The organism is Cyclobacterium lianum (assembly GCF_900143075.1).
GTDB classification, from domain to species: Bacteria; Bacteroidota; Bacteroidia; order Cytophagales; family Cyclobacteriaceae; genus Cyclobacterium; species Cyclobacterium lianum.
In genome coordinates this window covers 452,571-469,503 of the sequence record NZ_FRCY01000001.1, presented here as the reverse complement: position 1 = coordinate 469,503, position 16,933 = coordinate 452,571, and the positions used below count along the sequence as shown (strand labels likewise).

Annotated in this window: 9 protein-coding genes; 3 read left to right on the top strand and 6 right to left on the bottom strand. The window is 44.2% G+C overall.

Annotated features, from left to right (window positions below; translation table 11 throughout):
* Positions 1-473: 473 nt before the first annotated feature.
* The gene (locus tag BUB19_RS24635; protein ID WP_262485828.1) at positions 474-596 is read right to left on the bottom strand and encodes a hypothetical protein; all 123 of its coding nucleotides are present in this window, start codon (positions 594-596) and stop codon (positions 474-476) included.
* 238 nt (positions 597-834) lie between these two features.
* On the opposite strand from BUB19_RS24635, the gene BUB19_RS01865 reads away from it, so the two are divergent.
* Positions 835-4,107, top strand: a complete 3,273-nt coding sequence (locus BUB19_RS01865) for a VCBS repeat-containing protein (protein ID WP_073090861.1) — start codon at positions 835-837, stop codon at positions 4,105-4,107.
* A 143-nt stretch (positions 4,108-4,250) separates the two neighbouring features.
* On the opposite strand, the gene BUB19_RS01860 is transcribed toward BUB19_RS01865, so the two are convergent.
* Positions 4,251-5,864, bottom strand: a complete 1,614-nt coding sequence (locus tag BUB19_RS01860; RefSeq protein ID WP_245802754.1) for a RagB/SusD family nutrient uptake outer membrane protein — start codon at positions 5,862-5,864, stop codon at positions 4,251-4,253.
* A 73-nt stretch (positions 5,865-5,937) separates the two neighbouring features.
* On the bottom strand, positions 5,938-9,012 hold the full coding sequence (locus tag BUB19_RS01855; protein WP_073090850.1) for a SusC/RagA family TonB-linked outer membrane protein: 3,075 nt from the start codon (positions 9,010-9,012) through the stop codon (positions 5,938-5,940).
* Between the two features lie 1,644 nt (positions 9,013-10,656).
* Between BUB19_RS01855 and BUB19_RS01840 the strand changes: the two genes are divergently transcribed.
* Together BUB19_RS01840 and BUB19_RS01835 are read left to right on the top strand one after the other, a co-directional pair.
* Entirely contained in the window at positions 10,657-11,079 is a 423-nt protein-coding gene (locus BUB19_RS01840; protein ID WP_073090829.1) for a hypothetical protein, read from the top strand.
* A gap of 116 nt (positions 11,080-11,195) precedes the next feature.
* Positions 11,196-12,629, top strand: a complete 1,434-nt coding sequence (locus BUB19_RS01835) for a DASH family cryptochrome (RefSeq protein ID WP_073090823.1) — start codon at positions 11,196-11,198, stop codon at positions 12,627-12,629.
* Between the two features lie 169 nt (positions 12,630-12,798).
* Here BUB19_RS01835 and BUB19_RS01830 read toward each other — a convergent pair whose 3' ends face one another.
* From BUB19_RS01830 to BUB19_RS01820, 3 genes are all read right to left on the bottom strand, one after another.
* Entirely contained in the window at positions 12,799-13,404 is a 606-nt protein-coding gene (locus BUB19_RS01830) for a DNA-3-methyladenine glycosylase I (protein ID WP_073090816.1), read from the bottom strand.
* Between the two features lie 86 nt (positions 13,405-13,490).
* Positions 13,491-16,010 carry a M14 family zinc carboxypeptidase gene (locus BUB19_RS01825; protein WP_073090809.1) on the bottom strand — a complete coding sequence of 840 codons (2,520 nt, stop codon included), beginning with the start codon at positions 16,008-16,010 and terminating at the stop codon, positions 13,491-13,493.
* 115 nt (positions 16,011-16,125) lie between these two features.
* Positions 16,126-16,788 (bottom strand): Tll0287-like domain-containing protein, encoded by a 663-nt coding sequence (locus BUB19_RS01820; RefSeq protein WP_073090806.1) that lies wholly within the window; start codon positions 16,786-16,788, stop codon positions 16,126-16,128.
* Positions 16,789-16,933 lie beyond the last annotated feature (145 nt).

Genomic DNA, 16,933 nt, shown 5'->3' with positions numbered 1-16,933 from the left:
ATGGAGGGCGTTTTCGGGACACACAAAGACCATTACGGACTCAAAAAAATAAAAGTCCGGGGCGAAAAGCGGGAAATGATGATGGTACTTTTTGCAACTATGGCGGCCAATGCGGTGAAAATCGCCAAAAAAAGAAACCGGGAGGAGCCTGCACCCAGAGAGAAGGCAGCCTAAAGGCGAAAACGATCAAAAACCCTTTCCGATGGGATAACTATGCCCCATTGACAAAAAAGCAAAAAAGAGCCACTCGATTCACTAACAAATTGTACTTTACCGAAGCGAAATTGTACTGTCGAGCAGAGCGAATAATCATAAAAAAACCACGAAGGATGTAGTTTCATCCTGCGTGGTCAAATTTTATAGAATTTTCCAAGAAGCCCTATTGTTTTTGATCAATAATCTTTGACCTGCCCCCTTCAATAGGATGGCGGCTTTAGCCCCATCCCTAGAATGAGATTTCATAAACCCCGGCTTTAGCCAAAATCGGGGTGGGTTTGGGGCACAAATGCTTCCCGGGAAAAATTTTGGCTAAAGCCAATGATGCTGATATCCCAATTCATTGCCTCCAGCTGAAGCAAGAGGCAATTGATCAGCATGGCACTCACTATTGCTTTTGATTGATAATCTTTGAACTGTCCCCTTCAATAGGAATGCGGCTTTAGCCCATTCACTGGAATGAGATTTCATGGACCCCGGCTTTAGCCAAAATTAGGGCCAGCCTAATATACCAGGTGGTCTTTAAATTCTTTTGTTTTGACCAGAAAAACAGGGGCACAGATTTATTCAGCCGATTCAAATTACTAAATTAGTGATTATGAATTTTAATCAAGGAAAATGAAACACCTGCTGGCTGCGCTGTTATTATTTAATCTTTATGGATGCTCAGAGGAAAAGGCTGAAAAAAGTTACCTGTTTACTTCTGTAGACCCTGCAATTTCCAACCTGAAATTCAAAAATGAACTCACAGAAACCAATAACCTTAGCATTCTGTATTATCTCTATTTCTATAACGGCGGAGGGGTAGCCATAGGGGATATCAACAACGATGGACTTCAGGATATCTATTTCACCGGAAATCAAGTTGCCAATAAGCTGTATTTAAACAAGGGCAATATGGAATTTGAAGATATTACAGAAAAGGCCGGAGTTGCAGGTGCCTCAGATTGGAATACAGGCGTAACCATGGCCGATGTGAACGGTGACGGGCATCTTGATATCTATGTATGTGCTGTAGTAGGAATCCACGGTTTGCAAGGTAAAAATGAGCTGTTTATTAATAACGGAGACCTTACTTTCACGGAAGAAGGAAAGAGATACGGACTGGATTTTCAAAACTATTCCACAATGGCTTCCTTTTTTGACTATGATAACGACGGAGACCTGGATATGTACCTGTTAAACCATTCGGTACATACGGTTAATTCCTATGGTCCCTCGGAAATAAGGAATGACAGAACCGATGAAAGTGGTGATAAATTACTGAAAAATGAGCGCGGAATATTCGTAGATGTAAGCCGGGAAGCCGGAATTTTTGGTGGTGCCAATGGCTATGGTTTAGGATTGGCAACTACCGATTTTAATAATGACGGGTATACAGATCTCTATATTAGCAACGATTTTCATGAAGATGATTATTATTACATCAACAATGGCGACGGAACCTTTTCTGAACAACTGAAGGACAAATTCAGCCAGGTAAGCCGGTTTTCCATGGGAAGTGATGCTGCGGATATCAATCGGGATGGTTATGTGGACATTATCTCTCTCGATATGCTTCCCGAGGATGAGAAAGTGCTAAAATCATCGATGAGCGATGACCCTATTTACACCCATGACCTCAAAATTGAACGCCTCCACTACCATCCTCAGTATGCCCGAAACATGTTACAAATCAACCGCTCCGGCGAATATTTTCAGGAAATAGCCTTATATAGTAATGTAGCAGCAACCGACTGGAGCTGGAGCCCGCTAATCGCTGATTTTGATCTGGATGGTAACCAGGATTTATTTATATCTACGGGTATAGCCCGACGACCCAATGACCATGACTACATCAATTATATTTCCAGTGAGGAAATCGAGCGAAAATTTAACTCATCAAATATTTTCGATCAGGAGGCTTTGAAAAAGATGCCCTCGGGAAAAGTGAAAAACTATATTTTCAAAGGGAGCGAAGATCTTCGGTTTTCAGACAAATCAGGTGAATGGATTTCAGATATTCCCAATATATCCAATGGTGCCGCCTGGGGGGATTTGGACAATGACGGAGATCTGGATTTGGTTACAAATAACCTCAATGAGCTGGCTTCCATATACTTGAATAATTCGAAAGAAAATTCACCGTATTTGAAAATCAAGGTAAACTTCACTGCACCGAACCACTTCGGGATTGGCACAAAAGTGATCTCCTGGCATCAAGGCAAAATGCAGTTAAAGCAATTGTATACTACAAAAGGCTTTCAGTCCGCATCCGAGCCTCTGATCCATTTTGGGTTTGAAAATCGCCAGCCAATAGATTCCTTACTCCTGATCTGGCCGGATAATTCATTCGAAATGAAGTATGAGGTCGCCGTTAATCAAACCTTGATTCTAAATCCGAAAGAAAACCGCCAAACAGTAGATTATTCACGAATTTTCCCTAAGCCTGAAACCTGGTTTCGAAAAGTAGCATCCTTACCCGGATTAGCATATGAACACCAGGAAAACAGGTTTATCGATTTCAACCGTCAAAAGCTCATCCCCTACAAAATTTCTGACAGGGGTCCGGCAATCGTCGTCAAAGACCTGGATGGCGATGGCCGGGAAGATATATTCTTTGGAGGTGCTACCGGCCATCCTGCCCGGATTTTCCTTCAAAATCCTGACAGTTTTAAGGAAAAACAGGTCGTGGCCATTGCGAGTGATTCGATTTATGAAGATGTATCGGCGATTGTAGAAGACCTGAATAATGACGGGAGAAATGATGTATTCATTGTCTCTGCAGGTGGAGAGTTTGCGGACGAAAATGAGGCTCTGAGGGATCGTCTCTACATCAATAACACCGGTGGATTTAGTAAAACTGAGCTTCCTTCCTATTTTGAAAATGGATCGGTCGTAAAAGCAAAAGACTACGACAAAGATGGTAACATAGACCTTTTTGTCGGAGGTGCGGCAGTTGCCAATGACTTTGGAAAACTTCCCGGATCTTATCTTCTGAGAAATAGAGGAGGCAGCTTTGAGATCATCGAAAATATAGACCTGAAACGTATCGGAATGGTAACAGATGCGGTCTGGACAGATTTTGACGGGGATGGTTGGGAGGACCTCATTGTGGTGGGGGAATGGATGAGCCCAAGGTTTCTCCGAAATCAAAACGGTGTTTTAAAGGACATGACCGATCATGTACTAGACCAACAGCTAAATGGCCTTTGGCAATCGATCATCCCATTTGACATCAATGGGGACGGTAACATGGACTACCTGTTGGGAAATTGGGGGTTAAACACAAAATTTAAAGCCACTCAAAAGGCTCCGTTAAAAATGTATTATTCGGATTTTGACGATAATGGGCGTACCGAAACCATAGTGGCTTACGAAAAAAACGGAAACTACTATACGGCTGCAGGACTGGATGAACTAAGCAGCCAAATGAGCTTTCTTAGGAAAAAGTTTACCGCTTACACGGATTTTGCAGGCAAACCTGTGGAGGAAATTCTTGACGAAGAGCAACTGGAAAAGGCCAGTCTTTTAACCGTCCATACGCTCGCATCAGGTTACCTACTCGATTCCGGTGGCGGCTTTACTTATGAAGCCTTTGAAGCACCATTACAGGTAGCTCCACTGACCTCCTTTCTAAAATATGACTTCAATGGTGACGGTAAGGAAGAAGTTTTGGCAGGCGGCAATTATTTTGGCGTATCCCCCTACCATGGTCGATTTGGAAGTCTTTCCGGAAATATCATTACCGCTGAGGGAAAATTACTAGACGGAGATCAGCTTGGTTTAAACTTTACCCAAAAGGCCGTAAGGAGCCTGGATATCGTCAATTTTGGAGATGAAGACTACCTATTGGTCACCATTAACAATGAAAAACCGGAAGTATTTAGGTTAAAATTTGGAAAGGAATAACCGGCACCATCCTACACAAAAAATCCCCATTCCGCTTTTGATATAATAAAAAATCCGGCACCCGGAAATAGATCCCGAGGCCGGATTTCCCAATTCAACTAAAAAAGCTTTTACTGAAGCCTTATTAAGGCAGCCTTAGATGATTAATACCCTGGATTCTGTTCCAAAACATTACTGGCCGATAACGCTTCAGTAGGTACAGGAAACCTGTTCAGGTGATCCGAATTTGAGGGCGTGTGATCCCACCATCTTTCTGTCGTGAAAAAACCCAATCTTATCAGATCGGTCCTTCTTCTACCTTCCCCTAAAAACTCAATTCCCCATTCGTCAGCCATGCGGTAAAAGTCAAGGTTTTCGGCAGTAGCCGGATTCGGGTCAGTACCTCCCTCAAAAGCTCTCTTTCTCACTTCATTTATCAACTCGGCTGCGCCAGAAGGTTCACCCATTCTCAATCTGCACTCAGCTAACATCAGGTATACTTCAGCCAATCTAAATACAGGATGATCAGCTGCCCATCTCAAATTAAGGTCTTGACTTGAAGGCACCGGTATTTTCACTATCCTTACACCGGTATTTTCCTCACCTGCACCAATATTTGACGGCAGCTCATCAATAGATTCAAAGGTTGACCCCAGTTCTGAAAACCTTCCGACCTGGTCGACAAAAACAAGGGGCTGTCCGTTATACTCCTCATTGCCGATTACCTGCTCACCATTTATGGGAGAAACCTGCGGACCTACCAAAAACATTCCTTCATAATTACCCGAACCCAAATACCTGAATGGCTTCTTTCTAAGATCCGTATCTTCAAACTTTTCGTAGGGAGATCCCAACTTAAATTCTTCTGTATATAAAGTCCCATCTGGTTTTCTTGATGGTTGTAAGTGCGTGCCGTTATTAGAGCCTAAGTCCACATCAAAGTAAACCCGGGAATTATAATGATACATGTGACCGTAGTGCGTGTATTCCAAGCGGTTAAATTCGGAAGGTATTGACCATATAATCTCCGGAGAAAGATGATTCTCGAAGTCGTGGGGTCCCTTCCAGTCCGGGTCCAGGCTGTAAGTCCCATATTCATTGCCTATAATTCCCTCGGAGATTCTGGCAGCCTCATCATACATGGGCTCACCGATGTAGGCCTCTGCATTAAAATAAAGTCTGGCCAACATTACAGCAGCCGCTCCTTTCGTGATCGCTCCTTCCTGCGGCGCTCCCACTTCATTGGTGGACAAGTCGGTCAATGCTTGTTGCAGCAATCCTTCTACATGATCGAACGTTTCCCTATCTGTGCTTCTAGGAACATCTTCCTGATCCAGGCTGGTAAATATGGGTAGCCCTCCAAAAAAATCAAGCCCCCTCAAGTAGAAAAATGCAATCAGGGCATCTAATTGGCCTAGATGTGCTGCTTTATCTTCTTCAGAAAGAGCGAGGCTAGCGTAATCCAGGCGACCCAAATCCTGCTTCACGTCCAAGCCTAGTGCCACGCCTTGCAGGGTCCCTCGCCATGTTCCGAACAATTGAGACTCGTCTGGCGTCCATTCATGGTGTTGGTATCGTGCATAACGCCCTCCATCATACCAATGTCTTCCTTTTGTTGATCGTGCAAATTGGTCTGCAGAAAATTCCTGTGCTATCCAACGATCTCCGGTTAGATACCATCTTGCATGTGTAAAAGGCCGGTACAGCGCTGATAAAACATCCCCTTCCGTCTTAAAAAAGGTTTGGGGCACCACCCTGTCATACCATACTTCATCCAAAGAGCAACTTGTTACAATGACGCAAAATAGAACAATTATATATTTTATCAATTTCATAGTCTTGTTTTTTATTTTAGAAATTCGCTTGAACACCAAACATAAAAGTTCGGGTTTGCGGATAGGTTGCCCTCTCTTCAAACCCAGGATCCAAACCGTTGATATTTACTTCGGGATTCAGGCCGGAATAATTGGTTAGCACCAATAAATTTTGCCCTGTAGCATAAACACGCAAACCTTTTACATGCCGGTTTCCTCGGTTCCCCTGAAAATTAAATGTATATCCTATAGAAAGCACATCCAACTTCAGAAAGTCTCCATCCTCAATCCAGTAATCGCTCAGCTCCTTTTCTCCCGTGATATGCCTTTGTTCTTCAAAATTCTCTACCAGGACATTTCTAGATTCCAGTGGTATCCCATAGTAAAAATTAGGCATATTGAAAATATCATGCCCTGACCAGCCTCGGAAATACGCATTTAGATCAAATTTTCCAATAGTAAATTGGTTATTCCAGGCCAGGATTAACTTCGGTATGGCATTACCGATAAACTTTTTATCTTCGTTGGTTTTGGTTCTTTCAGTAACATCAAACACCTCTCCATCGCTTCCTCTCAACATCCAGTTTCCTGTTTCTGTAAATCCTGCATGTTCCCACACAAAGAATCGCCCGATGGGCTCTCCCGGAAACAGCCTGACAGCATTTCCCGGACTCCCCGGTGCAGGAAAACTTTTTCGATCCCAAAAGGTCTGATTACCCCAAAGGCTCACCAGCTCACTTTTATAGGCCGATCCGATTACTGTAGTTACATAGCGGAAGTCGGTATTATCAACAGCATTCCAGGTAAGTTCTGCTTCCCAGCCTGTATTTCGAAGGACCCCGACATTCATGGTAGTCTTATCGTGAATGGCCGGTGGCTGCGGAACAGAGATATCATAAATCAAATCGTCCACATCTCTTTGAAAAACATCGAACCTACCGGAAATATTTCCGTCCAAAATAGCAAAGTCAATACCGATATTGTATTCTTTCTTTGTTTCCCATTTTAAATCAGTATTCTGGTTATGAGAAACTCCATAGGTCCTTCTCCACTCGCCATTCATCAACCACCAGGTATCCGGACCGTACATTCTGGTAGCTACACCAGGTGCAAAACCTTCATTCCCGGTTTCACCATAACCAGCACGAAATTTAAGATTGGTAAACCAAGTCTGCCATTGCATAAACGGTTCATTGTGGATATTCCATCCTATAGAAATGGCCGGAAAATTTCCCCACCTATTGCCTTCGGCAAATTTCGACGATCCCTCACGTCTCAAGCTGGCCGTGATCAAATACCTGTTGTCAAAGCTATAATTCAGCCTAGCAAAATATGCCATCAATCTGACGCGGGGATTTTTATAAGAGCCTAATCCAGCCCTTCCCTCAGCCAGAAATCTACCAGTCCCCAGGTCATTTTCTTCTATGCCGTCTACTGCAAAATCCGAATTATTTGCAGAAAATCCTTGTCCGTTAAATTCTTGAAAACTATAACCTCCCACTGCATTAAGGGTATGTAAGCCAAAGATCTGATCATACGTAAGAAATGTCTCAAACGTGTTGTCCTTTGATTCCCCATAACTGTGGCTGGCATACCCAGCCACCCCTTCATCTAAAGAAGTTTTATGCTGTGCGGACCTCCAATAAGTGCCATAGTTGTCGTCATTATTCATTGAATAGCGAGCAGTAAGGGAGAGATTATCGGAGAGATTGAACAGAAAACTAGTGGTATTCAACAGGTAGGAATATTTTCGTTGATCGGTCCGTAATCGAATATCGGCTACCGGATTATACCAATCATATCCTCCGGTCCAGACATTTAGACCGTGGGCCTCTGTGGGATCATAAGGTGTTTCGGTCGGATTAAGCTGTAAAGCCATCCTGAAAATATCATTATTCGAAAATTCAGATTGTCGCTCACTATAAGAAAGGTTATTGGTTATTCTTAAAAATCCATCGAATAAGGTAAAATCTGTATTTATTCTTGCTTGGGTTTCATCTCGCTGCGCCCCAATGGCAAGGCCTGTAGCACTCCGATTACTTATCGTAGCTCGGATTTTTGCTTCCTCTACACCTCCACTTAGGCTTATCACGTTTCTGTAGCTTATCGGCACATCATTCGTTACCTCGTCAAACCAGTCGGTATTGTGCCCTAAATCATCGCCTAAACCTTCTTCAAGGAAACGATCCCTCCCCAGTGGCTCATTATATCTTCGCACGGTTTCAGCAAACAATTCTCCGGTGTAACTGACTGATAATTTACCTGCCAGCGCTGATTTGGTAGTGATAAGAATAACCCCTCCGGACGCCCTCGTACCATAAATGGCAGCACCGGAAGCATCACGCAAAACTTCTATGGAAGCTATGTCTTCTTTTACAACCGTGTTTATATCCCCACCTGGCACCCCGTCAATAACAATTAAGGGACCCTGAGAGGCGTTCACGGAATTGACCCCTCTTAGTTGGATGGAGACCCCGGAATTGGGATCGGCGCCATTGGTAGATTGTATACTTAATCCCGGAACCTTTCCTTGAATCGCCATCAATGGTGAAACGGTACCTGCAACAAAATCCTCCTCATTCAATGAACTCACCGCACTGGTAAGGTTTTCCCGGTTGACAGATCCATAACCAACTACGACTACCTCATCAAGGGATGCAACATCTTCCGACAATGATACATTAATTTCTGTTTGGTTATTTATCTCAATGCTCTGGGATTCGAATCCGATGAAAGAAAAAACCAGAGTTGACCCTTCCGGAACAGTGATGGAGTAATTCCCATCCAAATCTGTGGCCGTTCCGATCCCTGTACCGGGAATCGAAACCGTCACTCCCGGTATCGGTTGCCCTTCCTGGTCTGTCACTACGCCAGAAACGGTTACGTCCACCATGGTTTCTGAATCAAATACCAAATCAGAATCGATGACATCTGCCTTACTATATGGGCTTCGAAAAAACAGTGCAACAGGCGTAGACACTTTCTCAAACAGATTTTCCTTACTTTTTCTTTTTTCCGCATAAATGCGGTCAATTGCAACGCATTGGATAATAACAACAATTGAAAACAATTGTATTACCGGCCTTAATTGTTTTAGTCTGGGTTGTTTCATTAGTTTTTTGATTAGGTTATTTAGAATTAAATATAAACGAACAGGCTATTCGAATAAATAAATAAAATCGATAATAATAAAATATTTACATTTAGACTAATTTTTTGTGTTTTTTTATTTTTTTAATGATTGAATTAGTCGAATAGATAATAATAAATAAGCCTGATATACCGATTTTTACGCTGTTTATACATAATCAAAATCTAATTTTAGATTGCATAAAAACAAAAAATCTATATTTATTCAAAAAATATAAATTATTATTTAAATCAAATTTTTTCTATCTATAATATATTTTTATAGAGTTAGTGGGAATTTGCAAAATTGTACTAATCCGCAAAAAGTGAAATGAAGTTACGGGCCTATCAATAAATATACATCCTTTTGCACCAGAGACTATTGCTTTTTTGAAGCTGTTGTACTCGATCTATCCAATCTGAAATCAGACGGTTCGCGTAATTTTTTTCGCAATATTATGTTCTTTCTACTTAGGCAATTCTTTACACACTACGATGTTAAAGTTGTCAAATCAGGGTGTTGTCTTTGACCCTTTCAGCTAAAATATTGAACTAAGACAGGGTGCAATTGAATATTAATCAATTACCAATCTTCTCTCATTAGGTATTCGGTTTCCGCCCGTTTTCTGAAATTAGATTCCTCAAACCCTGACCTTAGCCAAACCTGGGGAGAGATTTGGGAAAATTCGGAATTTAATCCAACCCTGATAAAAAGGTTTGGCTAAAGCCAATCAGGTTAATAATCAAAATAATGACTCCGAGCTGAAGCAGGAGGCAATTGATCAGTACGGTCCTGTCTATTGTTTTTGATCAATAATCTTTGACCTGTCCCCTTCAATAGGATGGCAGCTTTAGCCCCATCTTTTTGATTGAGAACCCAAATCCCGGCTTCAGCCAAAATTGGGGAAGGAATTGGGAATTTCGGAAACTAATTCCTTGCCGATATAGGGTTTGGCTAAAGCCAATAGGTACCCTGCCCTTTGATAACCCACAGCTAAAGCAGTGGGCAATTGAGTAATAATTGATTGGCATTCTTTCCTCAATAGGATGGCGGCTTTAGCCCCATCCCTAAAATGAGATTTCATAAACCCCGGCTTTAGCCAAAATTAGTATGAGATCATGGGAAAACTTGGAATTAAACACATTCCTGGCGAAAGGTTTGGCTAAAGCCAATGATGTTGATATCCCAACCAATTGCCACCAGCTGAAGCAGGAGGCAATTGATCAGTACGGTCCTGTCTATTGTTTTTGATCAATAATCTTTGACCTGCCCCCTTCAATAGGATGGCGGCTTTAGCCCCATCTCTAGAATGAGATTTCATAAACCCCGGCTTTAGCCGAAATTGGGGAAGGTTTTGGGCCACAGATGCTTCCCGGGAAAAATTTTGGCTAAAGCCAATGATGCCGATTTCCCCACCAATTGCCACTAGCTGAAGCTGTGAGCAATTGATATAAGAATATACCTCTTCTCTGAACCAAAATATCCTACCCTTTCCACAGCATCAAAAAAATGATATAAATCATTTATAATCATGTATTTAAAGCTTCATTTCCTTGGTTTATTGTGTGTAAATTTAATGAAACCGCAGTAGCGAAATCTAAAATTTTAATGAAAACATCAATGTCTATGAAAACACATAAAATTGTTCCCATTTTGATAGTAGCCGTCCTGTTGGGCAGCCAAATCAATGTATTAGCACAGGAAAGCAAAAATGAATATCTTGAAAAAAGCCGGAGACAGAAGACGGCAGGCTATATCATGGCAGGAGGAGGGCTTGCCATGGTCGCCGCGGGAAGCATCATGTTTTCTGAAAACTTCATCCTTTTTGGTGCTTCCAATGCGGAGGAACGAGCGACAGGAATGGGTGTAGCCATGGCTGTTGTTGGCGGAATCGCAACTATAGGAAGTATTCCGATGCTTATTAGCGCCGCAAACAATAAAAGGAAAGCTACACAGATGAGCTTTAAGCCTTTACCTACCAGTGTCCCAGGGTATGCAGGGGGAATTCCCAGTCATATTCCCTCTCTTACCTTGACCATTCCGCTTTGATTTAAAATGCCAAACGAAAACTCTGTTCTTTCACATTAGCGAAAGCAGGCAAATCAACCGCCAATACCGGTTTTTTGTAAAAAACACTTTGGCTGAACAGGAAGTTTGTTTACTGTATGCGATATGAAAAAGCACTCGTCTGGCTGAGAAATGACCTGAGGTGGGAAGATAACCTGACCCTTAAAAAAGCAACCGAACTTGCCAACAGTATCTTAATCGTTTATTGTCTGGATCCCCGGCAGTTTGGACCGGGTGATTTTGGTTTGCAAAAAACCGGTCCCTTCCGCGCCAGGTTCCTTTCCGAAACCATTCAGGACCTGCAAAATCAAATCTCAGCAAAAGGAGGAAACCTGCTGCTCCTGCACGGCAAACCTGAAGAGGAGATACCCTCCCTGGCACATAAAGCCGGGGCAGGTGTGATCTGCTTTTCCCAGGAAGTCACGGCTGAGGAAATCAGGGTGGAACAGGCAATGGAAAAAGCCGCCTGGAGCAAGGGCATTGCCACGGAAAGCTACTGGCAAAGCACCCTGTTCCATATCGATGACCTGCCATTCCCGGTAGCACAAATGCCGGAAGTATTTACCAAATTCAGAAAAGAATGCGAAAAACTCTCCCGGATCCGGCCCCTGTATAAAATTCCGGAACCTGTCCGCTTTGCCGAAATCCCGGAGGGACATATTAATTCATGGCCGGAAATAGTCAAACCGGGTTTCCAGATTGAAGCACAGGCCGCCAATGGAGACATGCTTTTCCGGGGAGGATCAGGTCCTGCGTTAGAAAGAATGAACCTTTACTTCTGGCAATCAGACAGTCTTGCCAATTATAAGGAAACACGAAATGGCTTATCGGGCGCTGATTATTCCAGCAAACTCTCTCCCTGGTTGGCCCTCGGAGCCCTTTCTCCACGACAAATTTACGGGGAAGTTAAACGCTACGAAAAAGAAAGAACCAAAAATCAATCTACCTACTGGCTGATTTTCGAATTGATCTGGAGGGATTTCTTCCGCTTTATGGCCAAAAAGCATGGCAACCGCATCTTTAAGCTTGGGGGCATTCAGAACAGGCCAGGCTACTGGAAAGAAGACAAAACGTTGTTTTCTAAATGGGCAGCCGGCAAAACCGGAATTCCCTTTATCGATGCCAACATGCGGGAACTCAACCAAACCGGCTTCATGTCCAATCGGGGCCGGCAACTTGTCGCCAGCTTCCTGGTAAATGACCTGGAAATCGACTGGCGCTGGGGAGCTGCTTATTTCGAGCAGCAGCTCATCGACTACGATCCTTGCAGCAACTGGGGCAATTGGATGTATATCGCCGGAGTGGGGAATGATCCACGACAGGATCGATATTTCAATATCCTGCTGCAAGCCAAAAAATACGATCCCCAGGGTGATTATATTGGAAGATGGATACCGGAACTGAACAAGTTAAAAGGTTTTGACCGGCACCTTCCGTTCCATCTTTCCTCAGAAAAACTTGACAGTGGCCGCATAAAGCTGGGAAAAGACTATCCACTACCCCTGGTATGCGCGGAAAATTGGAGCTTTTAATCAGGCAAACTTTCCAATACAAGTCTAACCAATTCGGCTTTCGAGGCATTCTTAATCCAGCGGCTGACAATGATCAGCTCATTTTCCTCATCCACATACACCATATTGGTACCTGCTCCCAAATGAAAAAAAAGAAATAGGTTTGGACCGCTTTCATCAATCTAACTAACTAATACATGGCCATGCGCTTCACTTCCTGGTGTCGGTGGCACTGTACCAGGTGGTCGTTAACGATTCCTGTTGCCTGCATATGGGAATACACGATGGTACTTCCCAGAAATTTAAACCCCTTTTGCTTCAGGTCACGCGCTATCTGGTTGGAAAGCTCGGTAGCCGCGGGAACGGCAGACATGCTTTTCCACTCATTTTGCAGGGGTTTTCCATCTACAAAGCCCCAGATATAGTCGGTAAATGTTCCGTAATGTTCCTGTATGCCTATAAATTTTCGGGCATTGTTGACCGCAGCCTGGATTTTTAACCGGTTTCTCACAATGTCCGGATTCCCAATCAGTCTTTCTATCTCTTCCTCAGTGAAATCGGCTACTTTCTGGTAATCAAAATCCTCGAAGGCCCGCATGTATCCCTCCCTCTTTTTCAGGATGGTAGCCCAGCTCAATCCTGCCTGGGCACTTTCCAGCACCAGAAACTCAAAATGTTTGCGGTCACTGTACACCGGCACACCCCACTCTTCATCGTGGTACCGGATGTAATCTTCAAAACCCAGACACCAGGGGCAACGAAAGGTTTCGGTTTGGTTAGGAACAAGCTCGCTCATGGCCGGAAAGGTATTTTCTTAGAAAGATAAACAAATACCCCATAAAAAACAGCCTTGATCTGAAAACCATAACCCCTTTTTCAAAATTAATTCATTGAAAAAAACAGGGCATTGGCAAAAACCAACTTCCCTGCCTCCCAGAAACTCCGGAACATGGGATTGTCTACCATATAGACCAATTGGCCGCTCCCCCTCGGCTCCACGCCAAAAATCATAGAATTGGCCATTAATGGTTTTATTCTATAACCTATAAATCCTGTACGGTGGTTTTCCGAGCCGTAGATGTAGCCGGCATTGATCCCGTCCTGTATTAAAGCATACCGACGCGAATTATTTTTTAGCGTATAAAATTTACCACTACTGCCGTAGCCTAGGGGATGAGAGCTATCCATTTTTACCTCATAGATGGCTCCTGATGCATAATTGGAAATCTCCAGCCGCTCTTTTTCCAGAAAAGGTGCCGTTTTATCCCCTTCAGAACCTTTGGCTATCACACTTTCCAGCCTTTCCTTTTCCTCCTCACCGGCATAGGTCTGAAGCAGGCCTTCCTCCCTATCCGCAAACAAAGCCAAAGCATCTTCCATCGCAATGAGCTTACCGCCGGCCGCGACCCAGTCTGTCAAAATAGGGTGTAATTCCTCTTTGTAATCTCCGGAGGGAAGAATCAGTACATCATAATCCTGCAACACAGATCCATTCAATTGACCTTGCTCAAGAATGACGACCGGGTACTTTAGCTCGCTATCCAGAAAATGCCAGATTTCCCCAAAATTCAGTGATGACACCCCTTCGCCTCCTACAAGGGCAATGGAGGGTTTGCGAATAATCCTTACGTGAGAAGACCCGAAATCTTTCCCGCTGTCCATATACCCGGTTTGAGTTTTGCCCAAATTGATATTAAAAACATTGGCCAAATCGGTTACCTTCTGGTGAAAGTCCGAAACGTAGGCATTACCTCCCCGGGTGATGATCAGCGAACCGGTAGGGTAACTGCTTCCTCCCACCTCAAAGGGGTATTCGTTGTACCTCACCCTGATACCTTCCTGCAGCAGGGCGGCGAGATATTTTACATGAAGCGTCGCATTCCAGGGCGCGATATAAGCCAGTGTTTCTTCGTCCGGTTGATTGGGCACAAAACCATCCTCTTCATAAGGCATACCGGCATCCAGGCGGCTCTCCAATGCAAAAGCCTCCAGACCGTAGGCATAAGGCAGTGCCCAGGAGGTAATGTCATACGTAATGCTGTCATTCAGTACCGGTTCGGGTTCGAACAGCACCTGGGTCAGTACCGATTTTGGCTGAAAAGCGTTAATGACAATATCATCTTTTTCCAGCATCTGCCGGCCCGAGCTCCCGCTTTGATAGGAAAAACCGTTTAGGTTTTCATTCTTCCCACTTAGGCCGTAGCGGATACCGTTTTTGTCCAGCAGATCCAGCAGGGCCCTGACCTTGTCCGGCGGGTTGCTTCCCTTGATGACAAAGCTTTGGTACGTACCGGATGGGTTGCTACTGCTTTCGGTAAAATATTGCTCGTAGGCCTCCAAAACCCTGCCGGCAATGGAGGAAGTAGTCTCAATGGCAGAAATGCCGGTGGTGTGGTGGTGGATGATCCTGTCCTTAAGCGTGATTGTATCTCCCTGGGCATCATAACCAGCTATGCCGGCCCTGCCCGAGCCCCCCTGCTCTATGGTCATGCCTATGGCCCCATTGTACATGGGATAGGTGTCTCCGTAGCTGGGATATAGCAGGTCAAACCTTTCTTTGGTGAAATAAAACCAATCGTTCTGGTCGAAATAAGCCGCAGTATTCCTGCCGAAAATCTCCTGATATTCCTGCTGGAAGTCCGTCAGCTGTAGGTGAAGGGGTTCCGCTGCGGGTGCAAAGTAGTAGGGGGAGTTGATCCCCTGCTCATGAAAATCCAGATGAACCTGCGGCAGCCAGTCATTGTATAGGGCCAGCCTCTGCCGGGTTTCCACCTGGGTCTGCCAGGCCCAGTCTCTGTTCAAATCGAAAAGATAATGGTTCGGTCTGCCTCCCGGCCAGGGTTCTCTGTGCTCGATGGATTGCAGGTCGGGCTGAAGTACCTGATTCATTTTTTGCTGATACCAGTTGACATACCTTTCCTGCCCGTCAGGGTTTATACAGGGATCCAGTACTACGAGAGTATTGGTAAGCCAATCCTTTGTTTTGGTATTGTCAGGATCCACAAGGGCAAAAAGTGTCATCATGGTAGCTTCCGACGAAACTGCTTCATTGCCATGCACATTGTAGCTCATCCAATGCACGGGAATGGAAAGTTCCGGACTGCCCTCCATCAGGCCAGCTCGCTTCAGGTTATCCGTCCTTATGGTTTCCAGGCGATCGATATTTTCCCTAGAAGAGACAAAGGCCACCATCAGTGGTCGCAATTCATTGGTCTTCCCGTAGATTTGTAATACCACGTTGTCGTTATTGGAGGCGACATGTTGATAATAGGAGACTACCTTGTGATGGGGTGTAAATCGTTCTCCCAGCTCATAGCCTAAAAATTCTGCGGGGCTTTGTGTTTGTGCCAAAAGGGTGACATGCAGCAGCATAAAGCTGAAGATGGCGTATAATTTCTTCATACCTATTTGAATAAAGCGTAAAAGAAAGGAAAACACCTTCCCACGCTGACTAAATGTGAGTGCAAATATAAAAGTAAAAGCCAAAAAGCAGCTTCCGCAGGAAAGTAATCTGTGTCTACATGTTTTTCACCACTTCTTTTTTGGGCAAGGAAATGCTCCACATACCCCGCAACTCACCCGCCTTGTACCCAAGGGCCTTGTCTTCCGGGTATTGAGCCTTGATCTTCTCCAGGGTGGGCTCATTGACTTCCTTCCCTGGTTCCCCGTGGCAATTGAGGCATAGGGCTCCGGGGATAGTAATGGCCCGGGTGTATAACAATACCTCTCCGTCGTTGATTTTCTGGATATTGGGCCGGATTTCTATATCATTTTCGATATTGAAAGCATAGGCTTCCAGGAGGGTTTTTTCCATATCATTGGGGCTATTTACGGGATTTCTGTTTTTCAGAGATACCCTCCTAATGCTGACACCATGCTTTTCGGCCACCTCCCGGGTGATGGGAAGGGCCTGAGTCTGGCAGAAATCAATAGCCCCGGTAATCCCCTTGTCGCCGATCGCATTTTGCAAGGTACCGATGAGTGCTGTCTGAGCTTCCTGGCTGATCTCATCACCCCATTTGATGGCAAATGCAGTGATCTCCGCGTCTGAGACCTTCTTGACCTCATTGGCTTTATTCACCTCCTCCACCACACCACGGTCGATTTTTTTGTTGTCCCCGCAAGCAGCTAATAATTGTGTAAAGATGAGCAGGGGTATAATAGGTGTTAACTTTTTCATTTGCTTAACTGTTGGGTTGTCTATCTAAAGATACTGACCATACTTCAGAAAAGTTCAAAAGCTGACCAAAATCATTCCTGCGCCAGATCGCAGCCATTATCACCCTTTCCTCAGGAATTCATCAACAATATTGCTTAATTTTGCC

Coding starts and splice junctions, on each gene's coding strand:
- BUB19_RS01865 (WP_073090861.1), top strand. CDS start 835: ATGAAACACCTGCTGGCTGCGCTGTTATTATTTAATCTTTATGGATGC.
- BUB19_RS01830 (WP_073090816.1), bottom strand. CDS start 13,404: ATGAGCGAGCTTGTTCCTAACCAAACCGAAACCTTTCGTTGCCCCTGG.
- BUB19_RS01835 (WP_073090823.1), top strand. CDS start 11,196: ATGCGATATGAAAAAGCACTCGTCTGGCTGAGAAATGACCTGAGGTGG.
- BUB19_RS24635 (WP_262485828.1), bottom strand. CDS start 596: ATGCTGATCAATTGCCTCTTGCTTCAGCTGGAGGCAATGAATTGGGAT.
- BUB19_RS01840 (WP_073090829.1), top strand. CDS start 10,657: ATGAAAACACATAAAATTGTTCCCATTTTGATAGTAGCCGTCCTGTTG.
- BUB19_RS01820 (WP_073090806.1), bottom strand. CDS start 16,788: ATGAAAAAGTTAACACCTATTATACCCCTGCTCATCTTTACACAATTA.
- BUB19_RS01855 (WP_073090850.1), bottom strand. CDS start 9,012: ATGAAACAACCCAGACTAAAACAATTAAGGCCGGTAATACAATTGTTT.
- BUB19_RS01825 (WP_073090809.1), bottom strand. CDS start 16,010: ATGAAGAAATTATACGCCATCTTCAGCTTTATGCTGCTGCATGTCACC.